Source organism: Xenorhabdus thuongxuanensis, assembly GCF_001908095.1.
In the GTDB taxonomy this organism is placed as follows: Bacteria; Pseudomonadota; Gammaproteobacteria; order Enterobacterales; family Enterobacteriaceae; genus Xenorhabdus; species Xenorhabdus thuongxuanensis.
Genome location: NZ_MKGR01000012.1, coordinates 22,210 through 42,942, shown reverse-complemented (window position 1 = coordinate 42,942; position 20,733 = coordinate 22,210). Strand labels below are relative to the sequence as shown.

Below are 20,733 nucleotides of genomic sequence, written 5' to 3'. Positions count from 1 at the left end.
GATCACAGTGATCAATCTAATTGACGATCCTTAACTTCACTGTGGACTGTCGGAAGTGCAGTATCGTGGCTCTCATTTTTCACAAAAGGTACTTTACCGGAGAAAATATCTTTTTGTGCAGAGGCTGCCAAACCTGTGAGGGAACCTGGTATATCAATGCCTAGGTTTTTACCCTTATCGTATCCGGCGATAGATTGTTGGTTAATTTGTGGGGTATTCAGCGAGACAGCACCTTGTGCGCTATCAATTTTGCTGCCCGCTAAATAGGTTGTTCCAGAGACATCCAGATTAACCCCTTGAGTACCGGTTAATGTTACTTGCTTACCTACAGCTTCTCGATCGAGAGTATCGTAATTGCCTTTGAGTTTGCCATCGAAGCCCTTGAACGTAGCTTTCAATTGATCTGTCAAACTGGGTGCTTTATCTCCGGTTTTAGCGTTGTCGGCATCTGCGGTTTCAGTTATGACTGTCGCTGGGTTTTCTGGAGAGCCTTCCGTTGCGGTAGGAATAGCTTCTTTAGAAGCGACATCTCCTTTGACGGTTTTGCTATATCCCAGGCCAGCATCCAGACCCACATTCAGGCTATGAGTGCTGTCCTTACGGCTTTCGACATTGAAATTACCACCGACGTTGCCCGTTACCTGATCAGCATCGACATTGGCGCCTTTAAGCGAGGTATCTCCTGCACTGGTCAGGTTAACATTACCACCGGAAACCTGTGCGTTACGGTGTGTGGTCTGATCCAATTGGTTAACGGCAAATTTCAATTCACCGCCAATGTTATATTTGCTGTCGATAATTCTGTTAGCCGGATCGGTTGTTGCCGAATCGCCTGCCGAGCCATCTCCCCCTTCTTTGCGAGCTGTAGAGGACATGCCACCTTTAGCTTTAGCACCGACGTTCCAGCCATTGGCGTTGGCAGTATCCTGAGCTGAAGTCAGTTCGATTTTCCCACGTTGTGCGGTTAAGTCTACCTGTTTGCCAGAAACGTTGGCGCCTTGTAATGTCAGGTTATTGCCTGCATTCAGATTTATCCCTTGCCCACCAGTGATATTGCTGGTTTGGGCAGTGGTGTTGTTCTGGTTATCGGTGTTATAACCACCACCAAGGCTGCCACTGAAATTCTTGCCATCAGGGTTGGTGCCCACGGTCAGGGAAATCTCCCCATTGTAACCATTGCTTTGTTTCTCCTTGCGGTTGGTGGCTTGGTTAAACTGAATATTTCCACCTGCATTAACGTTGGCTGAACCTTCGCCTGCATTGATTGCGGTGCCTTGGTAGCGTGCATCTCTGGTCACCTGAATATTAACGCCGTTTTGGGCATTGATGCCGCTGGTCACTGAGCTGGTATTGTTGTTGGATGTTTCCTGATAGCTGCCATTGCCTTTGCCATTGACGGAGATATCTGCACCTGTTGTGGTGTAGGCGCGCAAGCTGGCATTGCCAATCGTGTCAGCGGTATGGGAATTTTGGCTGTTGGTTGCCGCTTCACTGGTATGGCTGCCAGCAGTCAGCGAGACACCACCTTTGTTAGCTTGGTATTGTGTGCCTTGATCATAGATATCACCGTTCGTGGTGACTTTGACATCGCCCGCCTTGATGGTAGTCACCACAGCATTAGACTGATGGTTGTTGGTGTAATGGCTGTTGCCATTCATCGCCAGTTCAATACCTGCATTAGGCAAACCTGTCTTCGTGATGGAAGTATCCAGTTTCTTATCTGCGGCAGCTTTGGCTGTTTTTTCTACAGGGCGGGTAGTTGCACTGTAATCAGCAGTCCCGCTGATCTCACCACCTACCTGTAATTGATTGGTTGAGCTAGATTCGGTATTGGCCGTTGCCACATTTTTAATATTACCGGCATTAGCCTGGTAGGAACCTTGTACTTGATGATCCGTACCCTGTTGCTTCAACTCACCCATTGCATTCAGCTCAAGGTTGCCAGTCACCTGGGTTTTCGCCACCTCTGCTGTGGTTTGGCTGTCGGACTTTCCATTGCTGTTATAAGTTCCTTCAACACCACTGCCGAGTTTGTCCATACCGCCAGTGACAAACACACTGCTGCTCAGCTTTTCTTGTGAGGTCGAGGTTGATGTGCTGTTTTCTCCAGCCAGCAACGCAATGTTATTCCCATTAATTTTCGCATCACCCTGGGTTGTGACCAACTTAGAGCCAGTCACGGTGGCATTCTGGCCCGCATTTACGGTAAGATTACCCCCATTCAGTTCTGATGGGCGTTGTGTTGTGCTTTCACCTTTCTGTTTGTCGGTTATGTGTTCAAAACCCACACCAGCACGGTATTGGTTATCTTTCATATCTTTGGCGTAAGACTGCAAGTCAAGGTTGGTTTTTTCCTGTTGGTACTGATTCTTCTCACCATAATTCAGGATATTGATATTGCCTGACGTATTCAGTTGTAGTTCGCCAGCACTTTTTGCCAGACTGCCAATGACATTGATGTCTTTATTACTGAGTAATTTCAGGTCTGCATCAGAAATCAATTGACTGCTGGAAGACTTTTCATGCTTGTTGTGTTCTTGATTCGTATTTTTGGTGATGTTGAAGATGGTTCCCTTTCTTTCATCCACCTCTTTAGAAATATGGCTGACTGCATTATCGATAGTTAATTGTCCGTCATTAGCTTCAACATAGGCGCCTTTTTGGGCTTTGACCTTACTGCCCGTAATGGTGACACCATTTGCACCAGTCAGCAGCAAGAGTTCGCCCGCCGTCACTTCGGAAGTATGATGGGTTTCTGACTTATCGCGGTTATCTTTCTTGCTGCCACCCGCAATACCGCGCCAATAGGTTTTATCCTTGGTAATTCTCTGATCATCAACGAGGGATTGCACAGTAATGTTGGCTTTCTGACCCGCAGAGACAATCAGGTTTTTGCCTGAATTAATGTGGGTTCCTGCAATGTCAACATCTCCTTTCGCCTCGATACCTAAAATCCCGCCTGCGCTTAATTCATTACCGGTGCTTCTTTGGGTGGTATTGACCTGATTCCAATGACCCGTTTGCAGTGATGCAGAATGATTCTTTTTATATCCCTTCTCTAAGGTCATTTCTGATTCTATCAGACCTGCCAGTTTCACATCTTTTTCGGCTGATACAGACAACTGTTTATCGGCTTTGATCTTACTGCCAAGGACTTCTACATCGCCTTTACTGGCGGCCAAATGGACATTTTCACGGGCGTTGATGGTATTGCCTTCGTATTGATGCTTTTCGCTCTCATGGGTGACATCATATTGCCAAGACATTTTCCATTGATTGTTGGTGCTATGGTCAAATTGATGAAGCTGTTGCCCATCCAATTTCAGGTTAGCGCCAGTCAGTTTGACATTATCCCCTTCAATATCGGTTGCCATTATCTGATTGTTTTGTTTAGCCACCAGCGTGATGTTCTTGCCTGCTAATTGCGTGCGGGCAACAGATTCACTATTTTGTTTTTTTTCGATCTCAATACCACTGAAGGTGCTTTGGTAATTGCCACTGCCTGTGCTGTTTGATGAGGATCGATTCAAGCGTCCTTGGGACAGTACGTTATGACCTTCCAAGGAAATATCGCCACCTTGCAGGTTAGCGGCTTCCAGTTTGATATCACCGTAAGATTCAATCTCTATGCCGTTGTCAGCAGTCATTTTACCTTGTAGGTTGACTCCGCTCCCTTCCGCCGTGTTCAACAGACGAATGCGTCCTGCCCGCATACTGCCCAAATAATAACTGTCGAGTGCGCCAATATTCGCTTGCTGAGTATCCAAAATGTGGCCATCGGCCGAAATTTTGTTATTCCCTGTCGTGATATTGAGGTTTTTTGTAGTGATCACCTGACCATTGATATCAATTTTAGGGGCAATCAGATTCAGCACGTCATTATGGGATAAGCCATTGTTGTTGATATTCAGGGTGTTCAGATTATCAAAGGTGTTGAAGCCTTGCAGAACCCCATTTTCCACCAGCGGATTACCGACAACGAATGACGCCTGATTAGTATTAATAAAACCACAACCGTTACAAGTGATACCGTTAGGGTTTGCCAGTACATAATCGGCGGCTATACCAAATACTTCCTGTTCGCCGAGCAAGAGAGAAGGGTTACGGCTGATAACCTCATTTAAGATTACACTGGCAGCTTGTCCATTGAGGTTGTTGTTGGCAGATAATTCTCCCGCCAGTTGTGATGTTCCATTCTCTAGGGCGTTATTGAACACTGCCCCCATTTGATTGACGTTGAAATCCTGGTATTGGTTATGTGATAACCCTGATTCGGAAGGCGCAACGATATTTACCACAGTTGCACCGGTATCAGCTTGAATAACATCCGGGCTGTGTGCGGCATCTCCACCAGGCGTAATTCCATTAGCAAAACTGACTGAACTGGTTGCCAGGATAATTGCCATAGAGACGGCAAGTTTTCCTGCGGGAGATAATTTAAATTTTTTACTTTTCATATAATTACCTTATTTGCTTCTTTTATTGCCATGTGCAGTGCTCTGGGGATCATTGTTTCAGGAAATTACGCTAGAAATGATCCCCACAACTGGCTGCGGTTAAAAAACATCAAATGGTTCAAAAAACTAAAAAGTGTAAGAAAAGCGGGTTAACAGTTGCATAGGTTCATCCGTGTCCCTATTTTGGTGAGAAAGATATTTGCCTCGGCTGACCTCAACATCCGCAAACAGTTGCTGATAGCGTAGTGTCAAACCTGCACTTAAGCCGGCACTGCTTTTCCATCCATCCTGACTGCGATAGCCTTTAACCTGGCCGATATCCACGCCAGTACGCAGCGAAAGTGAGCCTTTGCCAATGGGGATCGAGTGAGAAAGCGTATTTCTTAAATACCAGCCGTTATCAGCCGATGACACATTTTTGCTGAATCCTCGCACGGCATTACGGTCGGTTATATTGAGCCACTCAATACCTGGTAGCCCATTTTTGCTGTATTGGGTATAAAATTGGCTACTAAATTGGTAAGGCACATCAAAGAGTGTGAAACGCTGTTGTAAATTTGCCGATAATTTCCCTTTGGTAAACTGTTTATTCAGGCTGGATGTAGAGGTTTGGGTACCAAACCACGGTATTCCTCGCTCAATACTCATATTGAGGGAGATCAATCCTGAAGGGATAATTTGTAAATGGTTAATACCCAATTCGAGAACACTCAATGTCTGGCTATTAACGATGAGCTTGCTGTCTTGGATATAGGTAGTGTAATTCTTGTAAACCAACTGAGTGTTTAATGTACTAATTTGCAATTGGTTACGATGAAAAACCCAATCGGTACGAATGCCTGTTTGTTGTGAATTCCCGTACAATTTGGTCGAATGTATATTGAAACGGGGATGGCTAGTGTATTGGGAATAACTGTTGAATCCACTAAAGGTTATGGCTCCATAGGGGAGCGAATAGAATAGAGTATAGGCGCGATTATACTGGGTATTGGGTTTATCTACGGTACTAGCACCACTGAGGCTAACAAAGTCAGATAACCCCAATGGGCTATCGACGCTGGCATTGAGTCGCGTGATCCATTTTCCAGTGTTTTTTTGTCCATAATTGTCTGTTGTGGTGGTTATTCTCCATGGGGAAGAGTGTCTATTGTTCAGTCTTACGATAGAACCACCATTAACTGTACCCGGTAGAATATCGAGAGTGGTTTTGTTTGATTGCAAACGATTTGCCTGATCCAGCCCTTGATCAAGTTGATTCAGGTTGAGTGGCTTATTTATCAAACGTGGGAATAGTGTTTGGCTATTGACCCAACGGTCATCTCCTTCTATTGCCTCGACAAAACCTTCAACGACATTGATCCCTAGCTCGCCATTTGTGTTGGGGGGAATAAACTGTACTCGCGCCGTAATATAACCTTTAGCAATATAAAGGTTGGTGATTTCCGCTGACAATTTGTTGATGTCATTGCTGGTAATACAGTTATCGGGCAGGGCACTGAGTGTACTCAAATCTTTTAGGGAGAGTAAGGTAATACCTTGAAGATAAACCTCATTAACCGCTAAACATGACGGTGCTTCCACTACCACTGGCGAGACAGTTTGTGGAGAAACGCTATCTGTGCGATTAATCAATCCTTGATGACGGCGCTCTTCAATTAATTGGTCTACTTCCCGTGAACTATCCTGTAAAGTTCTTCTTGCTTCATCTGTAGGGAAAGTTGGATTAAGCATATCAGGTGATGCGCTCACCTGACATGCAGAACATAATAAGATGAAGATTGTCATCCTTTTAATCATAGTAATACCCAAATAACAATAGTTGATGGGAAATGTGTCGTGTTGGGTTAGGTTTAAACTTCCTGGTTTATTAATTAAGCATTAGAGCATAGAAAATATTTTATGTTGCTCCGATTAACAAGTGTGTTTTGCTAGTAATTATAATTTATTTTTATAAATTTACTTTAGTGGTTTATTATAATTCATTTTAGTTATGTTTTGTCTCAATATTAAGAGTTAAGTGAAATATAATCTTTATTTAAATATCATCATTACCATCAATTTTTATATTTCTAATATCAATGGCGTTTTTTTTGTTATGTATTTTAATTTATGGTTTTTTATTTAATCATTATAAAAGATAAGGTTTAATGTGCTTAACTACATGATAAATATGAAGATATTTAATTATCACATATATATTACATTTCTATGTTTTAGATAAAAACTATGGAGTTGTTCGACTATCTGGTCTTAAAGGAAATACAAAGTGTGGAATAAATTCAAGATTAAAAATATTATGTGAGAGAGTAGATGTTTGCTTACTATATTTTAACTGTAACTTATAATGATACCGTTTAAAAAATTAATACATGGTATTATATGTTATCAGTATAGATATAAATTAAATTGAACTTAAAGATTATAGGAAGTTATTAATCTAAATTCCATTTTAGAAAATGTAATAAGATGGTTGTCACCAAAATGAACGCCAAAGTACACTGGCATGTATAAATTTCCAGTATTTACTTTCTATTTGCAATTATTTCATTGTGTAACAAATAAGACATATTTGATCGTCCTAAAACTATCATAAAATCACGTTAGCAACTATTTATTTAGTTTATTATTTGATTACCATGTTTTTCTATTTGAAATCAAAAAAAACGTGGGTACAATTACTATACTTTTTAACCATTCAGAGTGTCTCTGTATAAAAATCACTTGTAAGTAATAAGTGATGTTGAGTTGTCTCCATAATTCAATATATACCTTCATGACATATTGTAAATTACAAAAATATCAGGCTGCTGTTGGAAAGGCAGAAGAGAACATTTTCTGTCTGTGTTTATCTATCAGTGTCGTGAAGTAAGGTGTAGCGATAAAAATGAAATTGTAAAATTCATAGGAACTAATATCAGTTAGTTGATTTTAAAGGTTAAAATTCCAAGGCCGTTTTCTCATATCAAATTTGATTATGAAGGGGGGGATGATGTTTTTCCGTGGTGTCAACAAAAGTAATATGATTATTTTTTCGTTAATGCTGGGAATTGCTATTTTATTTTTTTCTTTTGAAAACAGCAGATTAGGTATTATTTCTTACGCCGATAAGCATTGCCAGAAAAATACAACCTGCTTGATTGATATAAATAAGATTATTCCTTTTGACTGGGATAAAATGTATATCATCGATAAAGGTATTTCACCGGAGGATATTGAAAGGATTGTCGGGGTAAAGTTTAATTACGAAACTGGACTCTTTTATAAAATTATTTTTGTCAGAGATCAGAAGGTGATTTATTCAGATGGGTATCATCTATCTGATGAATCTCATATGAAAAAATTTATTAAGCCTAACTTTCATTATCCTTATGAAAAGGAAGGGAATTATTTTAGTCATTATGCCATTTCTAAAGATAATTCTATTCTTTCAGTAAAAATTGAAAATGAACCGCTTATGAGTGATAAAATTTATTACAATATCTTCCCTTCCAATGCTCAGCAAATTAGAGGTAGAGAGCTATAAGGTTATCTAATTTCTCTATGGTGTATGCCCTTGACTTTTAGGTTGCAGGCCGTGTTTTTACGTGGCCTGCATTTTTTTATTTATTTTTTTCTGATGTCTATTTCAATAGTGATGAATTGTTATTATCAGCTAAATTTCCCGTTGTATTATTTTCCGCATTTTCTTTCACCGTTTCTGGCTTATTGTTTTGTTCTTGCAGAAATTCTTCCAGAACACATGTAGTCTTTATGTTTTCCAAAGTGCGAGTTAATCCTTTTATCAGACGCTCATCTTTATCTGCTTGAGCATATTGAAGCTGTTTTTCTAACGTTTTTTTCTTTATTTCACATCCCGTTTTGCCTTGGTTTGCATAGGCAGCACTCATACTGAAAACGATCAATACAGATAAGATCACTGTTTTCAACATCATGAATTATTCCTAAAATTTTGAGATTACTTATACAAAATTTTATACGCTGATCTCGATTTGATCCTGAAAACTCCCTTGGATCCACAACGAAGAGAGAGCAAAAAGAGGCTTTTATCTTTTTTGTTGAGAATGAGGCTATAATGCCTCTTTAGTTGTCTGGTAGGGCATCAGGCAAGTTATCAATATTTTGCTCTCGGGGTTAAATCTAATGTTAAGTTATCGCCATAGCTTCCATGCCGGCAACCACGCTGATGTGTTAAAGCACGTAGTACAAAGCCTGATTATTGAGTCGTTTAAAGTAAAAGAAAAACCTTTCTTGTATCTGGATACCCACTCTGGCGCAGGCCGCTATCACTTGAGTGGAGAACATGCCGAGCGCACGGGAGAGTATCTGGAAGGTATTGCCCGTATTTGGCAGCGTGATGATATCCCCGAAGAATTGGCTGCGTATATGGATGTTGTGAAGGCGCTGAATCCACAGGGCTCTTTACGTTATTACCCAGGCTCTCCGCTGATTGCCCGTCACTTATTACGGGAGCATGATGAGCTTAATCTGAGCGAATTGCATCCCAGCGATTTTCCTCTGTTGCGTACGGAATTCTCCCGCGACAGACGCGCCCGTGTCCTGCGGGAAGATGGTTTCCAGCAGTTGAAATCAAAACTGCCACCAAAAAGCCGTCGTGGGTTTGTACTGATTGACCCGCCTTATGAATTGAAATCGGATTATCAGAATGTCGTTCTGGGTATTCAGGAAGGGTATAAGCGCTTTGCTACAGGTACTTATGCACTGTGGTATCCTGTTGTTTTGCGTCAGCAGATTAAACGCTTAGTGAAGGGGTTGGAAGCAACAGGTATTCGTAAGATCTTACAAATTGAACTTGGTATGCGCCCTGACAGTGATCAACGTGGTATGACGGCATCAGGCATGATCGTTATTAATCCACCGTGGAAATTAGAACAGCAGATGAAGGTCGTATTGCCGTGGCTACATCAGGTACTGGTTCCTGAAGGCACAGGACATACATCAGTAGAGTGGATTGTCCCCGAATAAGGTAAAGGTTCAGCATGGCGTCATTATTAAATGTATTTTTATTTAATTGATTTCCCATAAATAAATTGTGGCGCGATATCATTCGATAGCCGTGGCCTATGGCAATAAGAGTTAGAATCGTCCACTGTCAATGATAACTTTTTGTAATAATGACGTTAGGTTGAACTTTAGCAGTAACTTAATTGATTAGACGGAAGTGACCTAAGATGAGTAAACATTATAATTATATTGCAATTGGTGGCGGCAGTGGCGGCATTGCTTCCATTAACCGTGCAGCCATGCATGGGCAAAAATGTGCCCTGATTGAAGCAAAGGCATTAGGTGGAACATGTGTTAATGTGGGCTGTGTACCAAAGAAAGTGATGTGGCACGCTGCTCAAGTTGCGGAATCTATTCATCAATATGGTCCCGATTATGGTTTTGATACCACCGTTAATCATTTCGACTGGAAAAAACTCACTGCCAGCCGTACTGCTTATATTGATCGTATCCATCAATCATATGAACGCGTATTGAATAATAATAAGGTTGATGTTATTCAAGGATTCGCCCGTTTTGTTGATGCACATACTATTGAGGTTAATGGCGAAAAAATCACGGCCGACCATATCCTGATCGCGACAGGGGGTCGCCCGGTACGTCCAGATATTCCCGGTGCGGAATATGGTATTGATTCAGATGGTTTCTTCGAGCTTAATGAAATGCCGAAACGTGTTGCTGTGGTAGGTGCTGGCTATATTGCTGTTGAAATCGCGGGTGTTTTGAATGCACTGGGTAGCGAAACACATCTGTTTGTCCGTAAACATGCACCTCTGCGTTCTTTTGACCCTATGATTGTGGAAACACTGTTGGAAGTCATCAAAAATGAAGGGCCAATACTGCATACAGAAGCAATATTACAGTCTGTGATGAAAAATAGTGATGGCAGCCTGACTGTTAAATTGCAGGATGGCAGGGAGCAGGTTGTTGATACGCTGATCTGGGCGATTGGGCGTGAGCCGATGACGGATAAGCTGAATTTGGCCGCAACAGGTGTTGAACTGAATGAAAAAGGCTATATTCAGGTCGATAATTATCAGAATACCAATATTAATGGTATTTATGCAGTTGGTGATAACACGGGCGCGGTGGAATTGACGCCGGTTGCGATAGCAGCAGGGCGTCGTTTGTCAGAGCGTCTGTTTAATAACAAACCTGATGAACATCTGGATTACACTAATATACCAACAGTGGTATTCAGCCATCCGCCAATTGGTACTGTAGGTTTGACGGAACCACAGGCAAAGGCTCAGCATGGTGAAGATCAGGTTAAGGTTTATACATCATCATTTACCGCAATGTACACCGCAGTGACGCAGCACCGTCAGCCATGCCGTATGAAGCTGGTCTGTGTGGGAGCCAATGAGAAGATAGTCGGTATTCACGGTATCGGCTTTGGAATGGATGAAATACTGCAAGGTTTTGCTGTTGCACTGAAAATGGGGGCAACGAAGAAGGACTTTGATAATACGGTTGCCATTCATCCCACGGCAGCGGAAGAGTTTGTGACTATGAGATGAGAGATTAGAAAATCTCCTCTTATCAGTTGATCCTGGAAAACAAATCTATACTGGCTATATACACTGCATATATAGCCAGTATTTTTTGCATCTCACCGATCTCTCCCTCTTTTGTGAGTGCATATTTATCATTCCTTTATATATCATTAAATACAGGTATAGCTACCAATATAAACTGAATAAATTATATGGTTGAAAGATAAACCGTCCTTAACTTCTAAATCCTAAGTCACTATCATCTTTATTTCCCATAATTTTTCTTGTTAGTTCATAACAACCTGTTATTCTATTATTATTCACCAAAAATCTGGAAAAAACTTCAAATTCAATCATAGAGCCATCTTTTTTATTAGCCTTAACCAGGTGATGTGTATGAACATTTTTATCGTTTTCTGCGACAGATAAAATAGTCACATTCAAGATACAATGTTATAAATTGTAGTAGAGAAAATCTAAGATGATGGTATTTTATTTTCACTGAATAATTTATATTTTCCTTTTCGGCATCAAGTGTTATAGCTTACGGTTACTTTGTGTTAGGAGGCGATCTATTCTATTTCTCTGCTATTGTAGTTATATTTTTGCTTTGACAAAGATTTTATCGAATTATTGCAAAATTGACTAAAAAATATAAAAATTGATTTTGATATTACAAAAATAAAAGCAGGTATGTAAATACGGTTGTATTGGATAATGTTTTAAAGAGTGATGTAAATAACATTATTAATAAAAAAATAAGCAAAACATATTCTATGGTGTCAGGTTTATTTATGATCTAATTGATAATATGAGTATGGCTATTAAGGATATATAATGTTTTCTAAAGAGTATTTGGTTGACGAACAACACCTTGATTTTCAAGATATTGTTGATGGGCTTTATTATCCGTTCTATTTGGAATGGGCACGACATGCTTTTATGAAAGAAGAGTTAGGTTTAGACTTGGAAGAAGAGTTTAAGGCGGGGCGCATGCATATCATTCTTGAATATAGTTTACGTTTTAGAAAAAGCCTGCAAAAAGGAAATAGAATGGAAGTGACTTGCAAGGTCACCAAGAACGAAAAACGTAGTCGGGTTAATTTCGAACAACAAATTTTGGTTGATGGTATTGTATATGCTGACGCTACGTTCGTGGCAACCTGTTTGGTGAATGGGCGTCCAACAGTCCCTGAAGTTGTCATGAGTGCTATTGCTGATTGATTATTTGATTGGCCTCTAATTGTTAAAGAGGCCAATAAAAAATCACAATCCCGGCGCTTTCCACAATGAAGTCGTCAGCCCATCATCCACCAGATGCAGTTGGTCTGCATACACCGCCTGCCAATCCTTCTTCGCTTTCTGGTAAACTTCACGGTGGTTTAAATTCGGTTGGTATTCCCTCTCCCAACGTACTAATCTTTCTCCCGTCGCGGGCATGGAATCATATAATCCAACACCGACCCCTGCCGCTATTGCACAACCCAATGCCGTTGCTTCTTTTACTACAGGCACTCGAACAGGTAATCCGGTAACATCAGACAGAATTTGGCTCCAGAGTTTGCCTTTTGAGCCACCGCCAGCGAAGACCAGTGAATCTGGTTGAACGCCAGAGAAAGCCGAGACCATATCGAGGTTGCAGGCTGAGACGATAGCTGCGTTTTCTTCCAGTGCCCTGAATAGCGTTGCTTTGTTGCATTTTTCCGGATCAATCGAGAGATTGAGGAAAGATGGGGCAGCGTGATACCAAGATTTAAAGCGCATGACATCGGAAAAAATCGGCATGACACCATAGGCACCGGCAGGAACCCTTGCCGCCATATCTTCCAGCAGATTATAGGCATCAACGCCCAGTCGTTCTGCCAGCAATTTTTCTTCTGCGCAAAAAGCATCGCGGAACCAGCGCATGGTGAGACCAGTGAAGAAACTAATAGATTCTGCTTGTGCCATGCCGGGGATAACGTGCGGGTTGATACGAATATTCATATTTGGATCGGTTATGGGTTCAGGCAGATTGACAACTTGCTGCCAGAATGTTCCGCCGAGTACTGCGGTTTGGGCGGGTTTAACGACACCAATACCAAGACAGCCGAGTTGAACGTCTCCGCCGCCCATAATCACGGGGGTGCCGCTGCTCAGGCCGCATTCTGCCGCTGCCTTTTCCGTAATATAGCCGAGCAAGGTTCCCGTTTCTTTGACGGGAGAGAGGATGTCAGAGCGCAAACCGGCCATTTCCAACAAGCTTGGGCGCCAGTCGCGGCTGGTTAAATCCAGCATGCCTGTTGTGCCCGCGTTAGAGGGATCAACGGCCAGTTCGTCACTTAGCATATAAGCCAGCCAATCACTGATCATGGTTAGGGTACTGGCTTGTTGATAGATATCAGGACGATGGTGTGCTAGCCAAAGCAGACGTGGCATTGCTCCTAATGCCAATGTTTGGCCGGAATAGCGGTAGACGTCATATTCAAAGGTATTATTGTAAAGCTCTTTCAGCTCGCTAACTTCATGGCTGGAGCGGGCATCTACATTGGCACACGCCCAGATAGGATCGCCGTCGCGATTATAAAGGACAATCCCTTCCCGCATTGAACAGGCGGCAACGCCTTGAATCGCATTGGCAGGCAGTTCCGCCTTTTGCAGTGCTTGCCGAATGCATTGGCAGGCTAGTTGCCAGTTATTTTTCAGATCAAATTCCATTGAACCCGCAACATTTGCCACAGGATGGTGTATCCATTCAGCTTGTCCAACGGAAACCTGATTCCCTTCGAGATCAAATATAACTGCACGGATACTGCCAGTTCCTGCATCAAGCGCCATCAAATACTTCCTTGATGGGTGAGCATGAGCGCATTGATTCATAATACTATCCTCGTCTGTTATTATCTTCTTATTCGATATGGCACAGGGGATGGATAGAGATTATTAGTCGATCAAATCAGCATAGCTTTCGCGGTCTTTTCTTCTGTCACCAGTGAGTTGATGTAACCTCCTTTCAGTGCAGCAACGATAGCGTCTGCTTTTTCGATGCCACCAGCCACACCAATCACGTTCGGGATGGTTTTTATTTCTGGCAATGAGATACCGATCAGTTCCTGATGGATATCAATATCGCTAACCAATTCACCTTCCATATTGAAGAAATAGCCAAGAATGTCTCCGATAGCACCTTTGCGGCCAAACATCAATTGTTCACCATCGCTGATATAGCCGGAACGCATGATTGTTGCGTTTTGCTTCTGTTTGATGGCGCCGATTCCGACGATGGCGGTATCGGCTGCACAAGCTGCCAAAATCACGTCCCGTACACTGCGTTCTTCGCGGAATGTTGCCGCGACTTGTTGGGTGGAGGCTCGCAGTGGTGCAGGAATGATGCTGACAGGACAGGCAGCATCAAGCTGGCCGATGCCAGTCATATAAGGACCAACACCTCCTGACAAGGTCACTAACCGAATTTGCTGGGATGAGATAAAACCGCTCAGATACTGCAAAGTGTACATGGGCGCTTCACCAAATCCAATAGCCAATAGCTGGTGAGGTTCAATCAGCGCCATTAATAGGTGAGCGGCTCCGATACCGAGACGGGCATTGAGATTCATGCCATCAAGGGCAGGTAATACGCGAACTTGTTTGAGATTAAAGCGTTTTTGTAAAGCATTTTCCAACTCCAAACACCCTTCATAGCGTGAATTGATCTGAACGCGAATCACGCCAGACTGTCGCCCTTTCTCTAACAGACGGGAGACCTTCAGGCGACTGAGGCCGAGTAATTCACCGATGTCTCCTTGCGTCAGACCATCGTGATAGTAAAACCAGGCAATGCGAGCCATCAGCTCTTCTTCACTCATGCTGTTTCCTGGATAGTTGTAGCTTGAATAGTCAATTTCCTCGGATAATACGCTTTTCTCTGATACTGATTGTTTCTTACTTAATTTGGTCGACATAATAACTTCTTTATCCACGAGGAAAGAATAAGCATAAATATCTCTAATGTACTAGAAGATTATTGTAAAATTTGAACATATTTTAATGTAGATCTAATTTTTTCACAAAATGTGATCTAATTATTGAAAAAATCTTAAGTTTTGCATTAGAGTCTTGAGCAAATGTATTTAAAATAAATAAATGTTCAATTTCGTATCGGTGTCAGAAACGCAAACCCAAAATGCCATGAGGTACGTAATGTCACAGAGCAATACTGCCACTAATACCAATGATCTGTCTTGTCTGAACCCTACTAACAGTACTCCGCTTTTGGTTGCTCGTGGGATCAGTAAGCAGTTTTCTGGCTTAATGGTGTTGAAGCAGATTGATTTCTCTCTGATGCCAGGGCAGGTTCATGCATTATTAGGTGGAAATGGTGCTGGTAAATCAACTTTGGTGAAAATCATTGCTGGTATTGAACAACCAGATGTCGGAACCTTGATTGTTGATGGTGCAACCGTCAGCTATCTAACTCCTGCGAAAGCGCATCAACTGGGCATTTATTTGGTTCCACAAGAACCTTTGTTATTTCCCAATCTTTCCGTCCAGGAAAATATTCTGTTTCGTTTGCCAAAACATCAAGCTAGTAAAAGTCGAATGCATGAATTACTGATTCAGCTTGATTGCCAAATTGACTTAAAGGAGCCAGCAGGTGGTTTGAATGTAGCAAATCAGCAGTTGGTGGAGATTATACGTGGCCTGATGCGTAATTCTCGTATTTTGATTTTGGATGAGCCGACTGCCTCGTTGACACCCGCAGAAACCGAGCGTTTGTTTGCACGAATATGGGAATTACAGCAACAACAGGTGGGGGTTATTTTCATTTCCCACAAATTGCCTGAAATTCGTCAGATTGCGGATTATGTCAGTGTGATACGAGATGGAGGGATCGCTCTTAGCGGCGAAATTGAGCGCTTTACAACGGAAGCAATAATTCAGGCGATTACACCTGCGGTAAAATCAATTGCGTTGGTTGATAATCAAAAATTGAGCTTGAATGCTAGCGGTAATGTATCAGATAACATACCAAAAATCCCCATCTTGGAGGTGACTTCTCTGTGTGGAGAGGGATTCCGTGATATTTCCCTGACACTAAGAGCGGGGGAAATTGTTGGTTTGTCTGGTGTTGTGGGAGCAGGTCGTACGGAACTGGCGGAGACGATATATGGATTGCGCCCGATTGCGGGTGGTGAAATTCGTTTCCGACAGCAAATAATCAATAAACTAGATACAGCAGAGCGATTGCGGCGTGGGTTGGTTTATCTGCCTGAAGATCGGCAGGCTTCTGGATTGTTTCTTGACGCTTTTTTGAGTTGGAATGTTTGTTCGCTGACGCACAGCCGAAGTACTTTCTGGACGCGTTCCGCCCACGATGTCGGAGTATTGGAACGATATCGCCAAGCACTAAATATTCGATTCCACAATGTAAATCAGTTTGCACGTACTCTGTCTGGCGGTAATCAACAAAAGATTTTAATTGCTAAATGTTTGGAAGCCAATCCTACGGTGCTGATCATTGATGAACCAACGCGTGGTGTTGATGTCGGGGCACGTAATGATATCTATCAACTTATTCATAACATCGCCAGCCAGCAGGTGGCGATTCTCCTGATTTCTTCTGATCTTGATGAAATTGTTCAGTTATCTGATCGCATACTGGTCATGCATCACGGTGAACTTTGTGGGCAGCTTGATAGAGACCACATGAATGTGGACGAGATTATGCGCCTTTCTTTTGGGGAACGTCATATTGAAATTCATCCAGAATAACCGAGAAGTTACAGCATTGATCGCCATTTTGGGATTGTTTGCTTTGTTAGGGAGCCTCGATCGCCATGCTTTTAGTCTCCAAACTGTCACTATGATCTTCGGTAATGCCCAAATCCTTATTTTATTAGCAATGGGTGCCACGTTGGTAATGTTGACTCGCAATATTGATGTGTCTGTTGGTTCAACTACCGGATTATGTGCTGTAGTGTTGGGAATGTTGCTTAATACAGGGCTTCCGTTGGCGGTTGCCTGTTTAATTACGTTGCTGATTGGAATGATGGCAGGGTTGATTAACGGTGTGTTGGTAGCATGGTTGAAAATTCCGGCTATTGTTGCCACGTTGGGCACACTCGGCTTATACCGTGGACTAATGCTGTTGTTAACTGGTGGTAAATGGATCGAAGGTTTGCCTGCTGGAGTTAAAGATCTCTCCAGACCAATGCTATTTGGTATTTCACCAATCGGCTGGTTGTTGATGTTATTAATTCTGTTTATGGCATGGATGTTAAAGAAGACTGAGTTTGGCTGTGGGTTTTATGCCACGGGTGATAATCTGCAAGGTGCCCATCAGCTTGGTGCTCCCGTCAATGGTATTCGTATCACTGCATTTACTGTAAATGGTGTGATGGCAGCATTGGCAGGTATTGTGTTTGTAGCACAAATTGGCTTTATTCCGAATCAAACGGGGAATGGGCTGGAGATGAAAGCCATCGCTGCCTGTGTATTAGGTGGTATAAGTTTGCTGGGGGGAGTTGGTACTGTCATTGGGGCGATCTTAGGAGCATATTTTCTAACGCAAATTGATAGTGTGCTGGTATTACTCAAGTTATCGGCATGGTGGAATGATTTTATTGCTGGCCTTGTCCTGTTAGTGGTGTTAGTGCTGGATGGGCGTTTACGCAGTGCCGTTGGTAAGAATTTACGCCAGCAACGTTACACCCGTTTCCTTGAACCAATAAATAAAAACACTACAAGAAACGGGAGGCCATAATGAATATGATACAACGCTATGGGCAACGTTATGGTTGGGAAACGTTGCTTTTGGTGTTGCTGGTTACGGAAATTTTACTATTTGGCATAGTTAATCCAAGGATGCTGGATATTAACGTACTATTGTTCAGTACCAGCGATTTTATCTGCATCGGTATTATCGCGTTGCCGTTAACGATGGTGATTGTCAGCGGTGGTATTGATATCTCTTTTGGTTCGATTATCGGCTTGTGTGCTATTGCATTGGGCGTCATGTATCAGGCTGGTTTACCGATGATTGTAGCAATTCCTTTAACTTTACTTATCGGAGGGCTGTGTGGCCTGATTAATGCTGCCCTGATTTTTTATACTGGTGTGAATCCGTTGGTAATTACGCTCGGCACGATGTATCTGTTTGGTGGTAGTGCCTTACTGCTGTCGGGACTATCCGGTACAACGGGATATGAAGGCATTGGCGGTTTTCCTGATACATTTACAGATTTTGCCAACCTGACACTGCTCGACCTACCTGTTCCTTTGATCATCTTTATACTTTTTGTGTTGGTATGCTGGTTATTTATGCATCGCACCCACTGTGGCCGTAATATTTTTCTTATTGGGCAGAACAACCGTGTTGCCCGGTATGGTGCTATCCCTGTAAATCAAACTTTGTGCTTGTTATACGCTTTAACAGGACTGGCTTCGGCAGTAGCGGCGATTATTTTGGTCTCCTATTTTGGTTCGGCGCGTTCCGATTTGGGAAGTTCTTTCCTGATGCCAGCCATTACTGCTGTAGTGCTAGGAGGAGCAAATATTTATGGTGGTGCTGGCTCGATTATGGGTACGGCACTGGCTGTTTTGCTGGTGGGTTATTTGCAGCAAGGATTGCAGATGGTGGGAATTCCTAACCAGATATCCAGTGCATTGTCTGGTGCCTTGCTGATTGTAGCTGTGATAGGACGATCCGCTTCATTGCATCGTCATCAAATCTGTGACTGGTGGCAACGTCGAAGGGCTTCTGTTTCACAACAACATATTTCTGAAACATAAAAGACGATCTTGAAATAAAAATAAATGGAGATAGATAGGTATGAAAGCACCAACAATGAAAAAACTGGCTTTGGCTGCTGCATTAAGCCTGGGATGTGTTTCCTGGGTTCAGGCGGCAGAGAAAATTGCATTTATACCTAAATTGGTCGGTGTTGGGTTCTTTACCAGTGGTGGGCAGGGTGCAGTGGAAGCAGGCAAGAAGCTGGGTATTGAAGTCACTTACGATGGCCCGACAGAGCCGAGCGTTGCGGGGCAGGTTCAGCTTATTAATAACTTTGTTAACCAAGGCTATGATGCGATTGTGGTTTCAGCTGTGTCACCAGATGGATTGTGCCCGGCTTTGAAACGCGCCATGAAGCGTGGTGTCAAGGTATTGACGTGGGATTCTGATACTGCGCCAGAATGCCGTTCTATCTATATCGATCAAGGAACGCCAAAGCAGTTGGGGGAGATTTTGGTGGATATGGCTGCAAATCAGATGAAAAAAGAAAAAGCGAAAGTAGCATTTTTCTATTCCAGTCCGACAGTGACGGATCAGAATCAATGGGTTAAAGAAGCTAAGGCGAAAATTGCAGAGGAACACCCGAATTGGGAAATTGTCACCACCCGATTTGGCTATAACGATGCCCCCAAATCTTTGCAGACGGCGGAAGGCATTCTGAAAGCGTGGGAGGACTTGGATGTGATTATCGCTCCAGATGCCAATGCCTTGCCTGCGGCGGCTCAGGCAGCAGAAAACCTGAAGCGTCAAGACGTCGCGATTGTTGGGTTCAGTACCCCGAATGTCATGCGTCCTTATGTTGAAAATGGTACGGTCAAACAGTTCGCTTTGTGGGATGTGGTCAAGCAGGGCAAGATAGCCATTCATGTTACCAATGAGATATTGCAAAAAGGCGAGCTAAATGTGGGAGATAAGTTGAATATTCCTGGTATTGGCAGCGTTGAAATCTCACCCAATAGTGTACAGGGATACCGTTATGAGGCGGAAGGCAACGGCATTGTTGTTATGCCGGAGCGGGTAATTTTCACCAAGGACAATATCAATCAGTACGATTTCTAATTCATGGGGCTGGTATGCAGCCCCTGACACCTTTCTGGAGGGAGAAATGGCAGATTTAGATGATATCAAAGATGGTAAAGATTTTGGCATTAATACACCGCAACAGAACACGCTGTTTGAACTGAAAGGCTGTGGTGCGCTGGATTGGGGTATGCAGTCCCGTTTGTCACGTATTTTCAACCCCACCACTCGTAAAACGGTGATGTTGGCATTTGATCACGGTTATTTTCAAGGTCCAACCACAGGTTTAGAACGTATTGATATCAATATCGCTCCGCTGTTTGAACACACCGACGTGTTGATGTGTACCCGCGGTATCCTGCGCAGTCAGGTTCCGCCTGCAACTAATAAACCTGTAGTTCTGCGTGCGTCTGGAGCCAACTCGATTCTGACTGAACTCTCCAATGAAGTTGTTGCGGTAGCGATGGAAGATGCACTTCGTCTCAACGTCTGTGCGGTTGCGGCACAGGTTTATATCGGTTCAGAGCACGAACATCAATCCATCAAGAACATTATCAAGCTGGTGGATCAGGGAACACGTTATGGCATGCCAACAATGGCGGTGACGGGCGTCGGTAAGGATATGGCGCGTGACCAACGTTATTTCTCGCTGGCGACTCGCATTGCAGCCGAAATAGGAGCGAACATTATCAAAACCTACTATGTCGATAACGGTTTTGAGCGAGTGGTGGCGGGCTGCCCAGTGCCGATTGTGATTGCAGGTGGTAAGAAATTACCGGAACTGGATGCGTTGAATATGTGCTATCAGGCGATTGATCAGGGGGCATCTGGTGTGGATATGGGACGCAATATCTTCCAGTCGGAAGCTCCTGTTGCGATGCTGAAAGCTGTGCAGGCTGTAGTGCATCATAATGAGAAACCTGCTCAGGCTTATGAGCTTTTCCTGAGTGAAAAAGCCAAGGGGTAA

At 42.9% G+C, this 20,733-nt stretch carries 15 protein-coding genes; 9 read left to right on the top strand and 6 right to left on the bottom strand.

Annotated features, from left to right (window positions below; all coding sequences use genetic code 11):
- Positions 1–11: 11 nt before the first annotated feature.
- Positions 12–4,457, bottom strand: coding sequence for a hemagglutinin repeat-containing protein (locus Xentx_RS09825; protein WP_074020066.1), 4,446 nt, complete (start codon positions 4,455–4,457; stop codon positions 12–14).
- Positions 4,458–4,583: 126 nt separating this feature from the next.
- Complete coding sequence (locus Xentx_RS09820) at positions 4,584–6,254, bottom strand: ShlB/FhaC/HecB family hemolysin secretion/activation protein (protein WP_074020065.1); 1,671 nt, start codon at positions 6,252–6,254, stop codon at positions 4,584–4,586.
- A 1,189-nt stretch (positions 6,255–7,443) separates the two neighbouring features.
- On the opposite strand from Xentx_RS09820, the gene Xentx_RS09815 reads away from it, so the two are divergent.
- Complete coding sequence (locus Xentx_RS09815) at positions 7,444–7,980, top strand: hypothetical protein (RefSeq protein WP_244149848.1); 537 nt, start codon at positions 7,444–7,446, stop codon at positions 7,978–7,980.
- 97 nt (positions 7,981–8,077) lie between these two features.
- Here the strand turns inward: Xentx_RS09815 and Xentx_RS09810 are convergent, their stop codons facing one another.
- Entirely contained in the window at positions 8,078–8,389 is a 312-nt protein-coding gene (locus tag Xentx_RS09810) for a DUF1090 family protein (RefSeq protein ID WP_083600933.1), read from the bottom strand.
- A 208-nt stretch (positions 8,390–8,597) separates the two neighbouring features.
- Here Xentx_RS09810 and Xentx_RS09805 point away from each other — a divergent pair, with 208 nt between their 5' ends.
- Together Xentx_RS09805 and gorA are read left to right on the top strand one after the other, a co-directional pair.
- On the top strand, positions 8,598–9,440 hold the full coding sequence (locus Xentx_RS09805) for a 23S rRNA (adenine(2030)-N(6))-methyltransferase RlmJ (protein WP_074020063.1): 843 nt from the start codon (positions 8,598–8,600) through the stop codon (positions 9,438–9,440).
- A 206-nt stretch (positions 9,441–9,646) separates the two neighbouring features.
- Positions 9,647–10,999 (top strand): glutathione-disulfide reductase, encoded by a 1,353-nt coding sequence (gene gorA / locus Xentx_RS09800; RefSeq protein ID WP_074020062.1) that lies wholly within the window; start codon positions 9,647–9,649, stop codon positions 10,997–10,999.
- 210 nt (positions 11,000–11,209) lie between these two features.
- On the opposite strand, the gene Xentx_RS18815 is transcribed toward gorA, so the two are convergent.
- Positions 11,210–11,413, bottom strand: a complete 204-nt coding sequence (locus Xentx_RS18815) for a hypothetical protein (protein ID WP_139292472.1) — start codon at positions 11,411–11,413, stop codon at positions 11,210–11,212.
- Positions 11,414–11,812: 399 nt separating this feature from the next.
- Here Xentx_RS18815 and Xentx_RS09795 point away from each other — a divergent pair, with 399 nt between their 5' ends.
- Positions 11,813–12,199, top strand: a complete 387-nt coding sequence (locus tag Xentx_RS09795) for an acyl-CoA thioesterase (protein WP_074020061.1) — start codon at positions 11,813–11,815, stop codon at positions 12,197–12,199.
- A 42-nt stretch (positions 12,200–12,241) separates the two neighbouring features.
- Here Xentx_RS09795 and lsrK read toward each other — a convergent pair whose 3' ends face one another.
- Together lsrK and lsrR are read right to left on the bottom strand one after the other, a co-directional pair.
- Positions 12,242–13,834 (bottom strand): autoinducer-2 kinase, encoded by a 1,593-nt coding sequence (gene lsrK / locus Xentx_RS09790; RefSeq protein ID WP_074020060.1) that lies wholly within the window; start codon positions 13,832–13,834, stop codon positions 12,242–12,244.
- Between the two features lie 71 nt (positions 13,835–13,905).
- Positions 13,906–14,916 (bottom strand): transcriptional regulator LsrR, encoded by a 1,011-nt coding sequence (gene lsrR, locus Xentx_RS09785; RefSeq protein ID WP_074020059.1) that lies wholly within the window; start codon positions 14,914–14,916, stop codon positions 13,906–13,908.
- A 238-nt stretch (positions 14,917–15,154) separates the two neighbouring features.
- Here lsrR and lsrA point away from each other — a divergent pair, with 238 nt between their 5' ends.
- From lsrA to lsrF, 5 genes are read left to right on the top strand one after another with little or no spacing between them, the layout of a single operon-like run.
- Positions 15,155–16,726: an autoinducer 2 ABC transporter ATP-binding protein LsrA gene (gene lsrA, locus Xentx_RS09780; RefSeq protein WP_083600932.1), complete on the top strand. Its 1,572-nt coding sequence runs from the start codon at positions 15,155–15,157 to the stop codon at positions 16,724–16,726.
- On the top strand, positions 16,704–17,717 hold the full coding sequence (lsrC, locus tag Xentx_RS09775) for an autoinducer 2 ABC transporter permease LsrC (RefSeq protein ID WP_074020123.1): 1,014 nt from the start codon (positions 16,704–16,706) through the stop codon (positions 17,715–17,717). Before lsrA ends, lsrC begins: the two co-directional genes overlap by 23 nt.
- 5 nt (positions 17,718–17,722) lie before the next feature.
- Positions 17,723–18,745, top strand: coding sequence for an autoinducer 2 ABC transporter permease LsrD (gene lsrD / locus Xentx_RS09770; protein WP_415843332.1), 1,023 nt, complete (start codon positions 17,723–17,725; stop codon positions 18,743–18,745).
- A 40-nt stretch (positions 18,746–18,785) separates the two neighbouring features.
- A complete protein-coding gene (gene lsrB, locus Xentx_RS09765) occupies positions 18,786–19,805 on the top strand; it encodes an autoinducer 2 ABC transporter substrate-binding protein LsrB (RefSeq protein WP_074020057.1) in 1,020 nt (339 codons plus the stop codon).
- Positions 19,806–19,851: 46 nt separating this feature from the next.
- On the top strand, positions 19,852–20,733 hold the full coding sequence (lsrF, locus tag Xentx_RS09760; protein ID WP_074020056.1) for a 3-hydroxy-5-phosphonooxypentane-2,4-dione thiolase: 882 nt from the start codon (positions 19,852–19,854) through the stop codon (positions 20,731–20,733).

Bases quoted from the DNA above. Each gene is read 5' to 3' on its own strand.
- Xentx_RS09825 (WP_074020066.1), bottom strand. From the start codon at position 4,457: ATGAAAAGTAAAAAATTTAAATTATCTCCCGCAGGAAAACTTGCCGTC.
- Xentx_RS09820 (WP_074020065.1), bottom strand. From the start codon at position 6,254: ATGATTAAAAGGATGACAATCTTCATCTTATTATGTTCTGCATGTCAG.
- Xentx_RS09815 (WP_244149848.1), top strand. From the start codon at position 7,444: ATGATGTTTTTCCGTGGTGTCAACAAAAGTAATATGATTATTTTTTCG.
- Xentx_RS09810 (WP_083600933.1), bottom strand. From the start codon at position 8,389: ATGATGTTGAAAACAGTGATCTTATCTGTATTGATCGTTTTCAGTATG.
- Xentx_RS09805 (WP_074020063.1), top strand. From the start codon at position 8,598: ATGTTAAGTTATCGCCATAGCTTCCATGCCGGCAACCACGCTGATGTG.
- gorA (WP_074020062.1), top strand. From the start codon at position 9,647: ATGAGTAAACATTATAATTATATTGCAATTGGTGGCGGCAGTGGCGGC.
- Xentx_RS09795 (WP_074020061.1), top strand. From the start codon at position 11,813: ATGTTTTCTAAAGAGTATTTGGTTGACGAACAACACCTTGATTTTCAA.
- lsrK (WP_074020060.1), bottom strand. From the start codon at position 13,834: ATGAATCAATGCGCTCATGCTCACCCATCAAGGAAGTATTTGATGGCG.
- lsrR (WP_074020059.1), bottom strand. From the start codon at position 14,916: ATGTCGACCAAATTAAGTAAGAAACAATCAGTATCAGAGAAAAGCGTA.
- lsrA (WP_083600932.1), top strand. From the start codon at position 15,155: ATGTCACAGAGCAATACTGCCACTAATACCAATGATCTGTCTTGTCTG.
- lsrD (WP_415843332.1), top strand. From the start codon at position 17,723: ATGATACAACGCTATGGGCAACGTTATGGTTGGGAAACGTTGCTTTTG.
- lsrB (WP_074020057.1), top strand. From the start codon at position 18,786: ATGAAAGCACCAACAATGAAAAAACTGGCTTTGGCTGCTGCATTAAGC.
- lsrF (WP_074020056.1), top strand. From the start codon at position 19,852: ATGGCAGATTTAGATGATATCAAAGATGGTAAAGATTTTGGCATTAAT.